Raw genomic sequence first — 5492 nt, forward strand, 5'->3', positions numbered from 1 at the left:
TGCGCGGGCTGACGACGGGTCGAGAACATCGGCTCGTCTTCTTCATCGACTTCAACCGCTGGCTGGCTGGGTTCTTCGAGGTTCAGCTTCAACTGATTGACCGAATCTTCGGTCTTATCCACGGCGCTAGAGAATTCCTTCACCAGCGGCTCCATTTCCTTCAGAGCACCCATCAGAACCTGAACCTTGCGAGAGACATACCAGCCATAGCCAATCGCCCCCAGCAACAGCAGGATGATGAATAAATCAGTAAGGGTCGCGGCCATTTTCCGTCTCCTCTTCAGCTTCAATCTGTTCGGTAATACGGATCGCCGTATTGCCATTGTTACGTTTGCCCATCACGGCTTTGAACATTTCGGTTTCCGCACAAATCACCGTGGCGGCGTGGTCTTCTTCGATCCAAAGATTGATGGTGGCACCAGGCTTCCAATCCATGACTTGCTGGATTGGCACGGCCACATCGGTAAGGACCGCTTCAAGCTCCACAGTTGAGCGTTCGATCTGACCGCTCAGCTGGTCTTTCCATGGGTTGCCGTCTTCATTGGGTTCCCCAAAGTGAATCTTGCCCAGTTTTGGGCGGATCGGTTCCAGCGCGTCGTAGGGAATAACCACGTCGATAGTACCGGTGCGCCCAGCAAGGCCAACAGCAATCCGCATGCGCACGCATAAGTTTGCGGGTTGGGTCACAGCCGCTGAATCTGGGTCGGTTTCGACCCGATCTAACTCGAGATCCACATCTCCCACCATGGTCAAACACCGGCGCAACTCTTGCGCAATGGAATCTGCCAACCGGGCACCAAACCCCTTCTCGATCCCAGTGAACGTATCAGATTGGCGCTCCATTTCACCTTTCGGCGTGCCACCCAGCATCAACTCCATCGCGGTAAGGGCAAAGGTTGCGTCCATTGCAATCAGCACCTCGCCATCGAGGTTTTGCGCAGCCACAACGCCCAGCAGCGAGGGCATGTTCAGCGCTTCACTCGCCTGCGCCATCGGAAGGTAGTCCAGAGAGTTCAGCGAAGCTTCACACAAAACACCGGTCAATTCAGGGATGACCAAACTGATGGAATCAGCCAATCGTTCGCCAATAATGTCGAGCATCGGCAGCCGCTCAAAGGAGAAATCGGACATGCGGATGATCTCGTCGATCACCTTGCCGCTTTGGGCCTCGATTTCTTCCGCTGTCATCGTTTGGCTCATAGTCGCCCCTACTGAACGATCAGATCACTGATCAGAATTTCTCGTGGCAAGTCATTGCCGGCTGCGGCGCGTGCCCGTTTCAATAGCTCGGATTTCACATTCAAAATCCCCGCCATGCCGCGCACATCTGCTTCGGTCAAACTTCGTGCGTACCCATTGAACAGATCGCGCATAAAGGGCTGACGCGCCTCCATCAGCGCCTTGGCGCCATCGTCTGGGCGATAGACCAACACAACATTGATCTTTAGGAATGCATTCCGGGGGGCACCATGCGCTGTCACGCTGGTGATGTTGGTAAGAATCTCGCCAAACTCCAGCATCCCCTCATCCACAGCGACGATCTCTTCCTCGCCCTCTTCTTTGCCTTTCTCATCGCCTTCGGCATAAGGGTCTTCTTCACCCTTTTTGCCGTCTTTGCCGGCCATCTTCTCGTCACCCTCTGCAGGTGCCGCTTCTTCCTCTTCGACGTAGTCTGGTTCGTATTTCTTAGCGTCTTGATTGAACGCCATCTGAGCCAAGAAGAAGCCCCCACCCATGGACAGAATCGACAAAACCACCGCCACCAGCAAAAGCTTTTTGCTAGATTTAGGCTTGACGTCTCCCCCATCGGCTTCCGGGTTTTCGCCTGTGTTTTCTGCGTCTTTGGCCATAAACCACTCTTATGCTCTCAAGAACTATATTCCAATCTATTCTTTATAAAAGCAAGTATAGACATGGATATTTACTTGGACTCCAAATATAGATTAGTATATTTTTAACCTCAAGAAGAACACCCAAAAGATTGCCCTAAGAAGGCACACGGGAGGCGACGTGCAGAATTTGATCAATAACCTGATGCAACTGGGCCAAAGGCGGCTCATGATCCTAGGCGCCGTGGCGGTTGGGATGATGTTTGCATTGATGATGGGGCTCTCTGCAGTCACCACACCAAACTACGCGACGCTTTATAAGAACCTCTCCCCGGCCACAGCGACCTCTGTCGAGGCGACCCTCGCCAATGCGGGCTTTGATGCGCGCATGTCGGAAGATGGCCAGTCGGTCATGGTGCCCGCAAACCATTTGGCGCGCGCGCGGATGGTGCTGGCAGAAACCGGCATTCCGATTGAGGGCGATCCGGGCTGGGAACTGTTTGATGAACAATCCGGCCTCGCCATGAACACCTTCATGCAGCGCGTAAACCGGCTGCGCGCCATGGAAGGTGAAATCGCTCGGTCCATTCAAACGCTGGAAGGCGTACAAAGCGCCCGTGTTCACCTTGTCCTGCCGGAACGGGAGGCCTTCTCACGGGAACGCCCGAACCCGCGGGCCTCGGTCATTGTGCGCCCTGTTCCGGGGCGCACAATAAACCGCAAACAAGCCTCGGCCATTCGCAATTTGGTTGCCTCATCTGTCGCAGAGCTGGATCTGGGTCGCGTAACCGTTCTGTCCGCAAGCGGCGAAGTGATCCTTGCGGAATCAGCGGAAGGGGATGGCGGCTCCAGCCTTGCCAGCTCACAATCCGCGATCGAAGAACGTCTCGCCCAAGAAGTCCGCAATATGCTGACCGCCCGCGTTGGTGCGGGCAACGCGAGAGTGCGGGTGAATGTAGAGCTGACGAACAGCCGCGAAGTGGTGGTTGAACAGAGCTTTAACCCTGATCAACAAGTTGTTCGCTCAACCAAGAGTGACAATGAAGAACGCTCTGGCACCGAAGGCGGTGGCGGTGTTGGCGTTGAAAACAACATCCCTGCAGCACTTCAAGATACCGCAGGTGGACCAGGCCGTTCAAGCCAAACACGGAATGGCGAAACCGTTGAATATGAAATCGGCAACACCCGCCGCGAAGTCATCCGCGAAGCGGGCGAAGTGAAACGTATCTCGGTCGCGGTGCTGGTAAATGGCATCTACAATGTGGAAGACAGCGATGTCGTCTATCAAGAGCGTGACACCGCAGAAATCGAACGCCTCACTGAGCTTGTAAAAACGGCTGTCGGGTTTGATGCCGCGCGGGGCGATGATGTTTCCGTCGATAGCTTGCGCTTTATGGATTACTCCATGGAAGTGGGCGATCCGATCTCGATGTCAATCACCGATCAAATCACGCAAAATATTGTCTCTATCCTACGCGGATTGCTTGGTTTGGTGGTTGTGGCATTGGTCATGATCCTTGGCGTCCGCCCTGCCTTGAAAACGCTGCTTGAGAAACCACAGCCGGCCTTGGCGCCTTCAGACCAAGCCGCCGCTCTGACCGGACCCGACGGCGAGCCGCTGCCCCTCCAAACCCCGGATGGTGCAGAGGTCCTACCACCAGTCGACACACCCGCGACGCCGGACAGCCCCGCTCCACAAGTGACGCCGGATCAAGCAAACTCCGCAGCGCCTGAACGGCCACTCCCTGGGTCCTTACAAATCGACCCAGATGCGCCAGGCATGACCAGCATCTTTGATCTAGATGATGATGGCGGCCCCCATGAATATATCGAAACGCTTGGCGTACGCGGCAACCTGATTAAAGCGCGGGTCGAAGCCATCCAAAACATGGCAGAAGAAAAGCCCGAAGACGTGCTTCGCGTCCTGCGGGGCTGGCTGCATCAGGAGGCTGAAGCATGATGGCCCTCAGCCTGCGTGACTTTGATGCGGAACACGAACGCTTTGGCGACGGCGCGACCGATCCAGCGACCCAAGAGCCAGAGGTTCCGGTCTATTCCTTTACTGAAGACGAACTTAGCAAGATGCTCGCTGACGCGCGTCAGCAAGGATTTGAACAAGGCCATTCCGACGGTTTGAATGAAGGTCGTCGCGAGGCACAAGCAGACCTGCAAGCGCAGGCAAACGCCGCCATAAATGAACTGCGCGATCAGCTTGCGGTCTTTGTCTCTCAAGACACCCAACGGCGCGCGGAGTTGGAGCGCGACCTGATCGATATGGTGCTTGAGATCTGCGAACGCACAGTGCCGGACTTACTCAAAGCGCATTCAGTTGATCAGGTGCAAGCCCGCCTCGCGGACGCAATTGGTAAGGGTGCGCGCCGCGCTGAACTGGACATACGGATTTCACCAGAAACAGAGACGATTTTGGCGGAAGTGATCGCTCAGATCACCCCTCCTGACCAAACCGCACCGAAAGTCACCGCCGATCCCAGCCTTAAAAATGGCGAAGCCCGCATGGCTTGGGAAAACGGCTTCATGCAATACAGCCTCGACCGGGTCTGCGACGAAATCCTTCTCGCCCTGCGCCACGCGTCCGAGCAAATGAAACTCCAAACCCAGAAGGTCTAAGCCATGTCAGAAGACACACCGACCCCAGAACAAGAGCCTCAGGAACAGCCAGATGCGGCAGCCTCCATCGCCTTGGAAGATGGCGAAGGCGTTGATGCGGAAACACTTCAATCCGCCCTCGCCGGCGATGGCCGTAATATCGACGCGCTCTACAACGTCAAACTCGACGTGCGCGTCGTGCTTGGGCGCAGCCGTATGTCGATTTCCGACCTGCTGGAACTGACCCGCGGCTCGGTCATCGAACTGGATCGTAAAGTCGGTGATCCGATCGACATCATGATCAATGACCGCATGGTGGCCCGTGGGGATTTGGTGAAGGTGAACGGCGATTTCATTGGTGTCGCCCTGCGAGAGATCGTCAAAGACTTCATTCCGGGCAGCTGATCAAACCATGCGCCGCGCCGCGTTCATCCCACTATTTTGGGCCTTAGTAGGCTCTATTTTGCTGACCATGGCCACACCAGCTATGGCACAGGACGCAGACGTGGGCAGCCTGTTACGGGATCTGTCCTCAGCCTTTGGCGATACCGAGCCGGGCAGCGACGCAGGTGCGAGCCTCTCAGGCCGCATCATCCAACTCTTCGCGCTGATCACGGTTCTGTCCGTGGCCCCAGGTTTGTTGGTGGTCATGACAAGCTTCACCCGCTTTGTCATCGTTTTCTCGATGTTGCGCTCGGCGCTGGGTTTAAACCAAACCCCGCCAAACATGGTGCTGAACGCCATGGCGTTGTTCATGACTTATTTCGTCATGGAACCCGTCTTTAACGACGCCTATGAATCAGGCCTGCGCCCGCTCATTCAGAACTCAATCACCGAAGAGCAGGCGGTCACAGCAATCGCCGATCCGTTCCGTTCCTTCATGTTCGCCAACACCCGCGAAAAAGACATGGCCCTGTTCCGCGACATCGCAGGGGAACCCGCCCCAGATGCCGCCATCACCGGCCCCGAAGATGTCTCCTGGCGCGTCCTAGTGCCCAGCTTCATGATCTCAGAACTAAGGCGGGCCTTTACCATTGGCTTCCTGCTTTATCTGCC

The 5492-nt window shown here is 55.9% G+C and carries 7 protein-coding genes; 4 read left to right on the forward strand and 3 right to left on the reverse strand.

Going from position 1 to position 5492, the window contains the following annotated elements:
- The 3 genes from TA5113_RS16970 to TA5113_RS09670 all read right to left on the reverse strand — a co-directional run.
- Window positions 1-266, reverse strand: a 266-nt coding sequence (locus tag TA5113_RS16970; RefSeq protein ID WP_058316702.1) for a hypothetical protein, incomplete at its 3' end; no start/stop codon positions are given.
- Complete coding sequence (locus TA5113_RS09665) at window positions 247-1200, reverse strand: flagellar motor switch protein FliM (RefSeq protein WP_058314884.1); 954 nt, start codon at window positions 1198-1200, stop codon at window positions 247-249. The genes TA5113_RS09665 and TA5113_RS16970, both read right to left, overlap by 20 nt.
- Window positions 1201-1208: 8 nt before the next feature.
- Entirely contained in the window at window positions 1209-1850 is a 642-nt protein-coding gene (locus tag TA5113_RS09670) for a flagellar basal body-associated FliL family protein (RefSeq protein WP_058314883.1), read from the reverse strand.
- A 160-nt stretch (window positions 1851-2010) separates the two neighbouring features.
- On the opposite strand from TA5113_RS09670, the gene fliF reads away from it, so the two are divergent.
- The 4 genes from fliF to TA5113_RS09690 all read left to right on the forward strand — a co-directional run.
- Window positions 2011-3789 carry a flagellar basal-body MS-ring/collar protein FliF gene (gene fliF / locus TA5113_RS09675; RefSeq protein WP_058314882.1) on the forward strand — a complete coding sequence of 593 codons (1779 nt, stop codon included), beginning with the start codon at window positions 2011-2013 and terminating at the stop codon, window positions 3787-3789.
- Window positions 3786-4457, forward strand: coding sequence for a FliH/SctL family protein (locus TA5113_RS09680; RefSeq protein WP_058314881.1), 672 nt, complete (start codon window positions 3786-3788; stop codon window positions 4455-4457). Before fliF ends, TA5113_RS09680 begins: the two co-directional genes overlap by 4 nt.
- Before the next feature lie 3 nt (window positions 4458-4460).
- Window positions 4461-4841: a flagellar motor switch protein FliN gene (fliN, locus tag TA5113_RS09685; RefSeq protein ID WP_082625863.1), complete on the forward strand. Its 381-nt coding sequence runs from the start codon at window positions 4461-4463 to the stop codon at window positions 4839-4841.
- Window positions 4842-4923: 82 nt separating this feature from the next.
- Window positions 4924-5492 (forward strand): flagellar type III secretion system pore protein FliP (locus TA5113_RS09690; RefSeq protein ID WP_258953923.1); only part of this gene is annotated, 569 nt, incomplete at its 3' end.

It is taken from the genome of Cognatishimia activa (genome assembly GCF_001458335.1).
In the GTDB taxonomy this organism is placed as follows: domain Bacteria; phylum Pseudomonadota; class Alphaproteobacteria; order Rhodobacterales; family Rhodobacteraceae; genus Cognatishimia; species Cognatishimia activa.

Bases quoted from the DNA above. Each gene is read 5' to 3' on its own strand.
- TA5113_RS09665 (WP_058314884.1), bottom strand. From the start codon at position 1,200: ATGAGCCAAACGATGACAGCGGAAGAAATCGAGGCCCAAAGCGGCAAG.
- TA5113_RS09680 (WP_058314881.1), top strand. From the start codon at position 3,786: ATGATGGCCCTCAGCCTGCGTGACTTTGATGCGGAACACGAACGCTTT.
- TA5113_RS09670 (WP_058314883.1), bottom strand. From the start codon at position 1,850: ATGGCCAAAGACGCAGAAAACACAGGCGAAAACCCGGAAGCCGATGGG.
- fliN (WP_082625863.1), top strand. From the start codon at position 4,461: ATGTCAGAAGACACACCGACCCCAGAACAAGAGCCTCAGGAACAGCCA.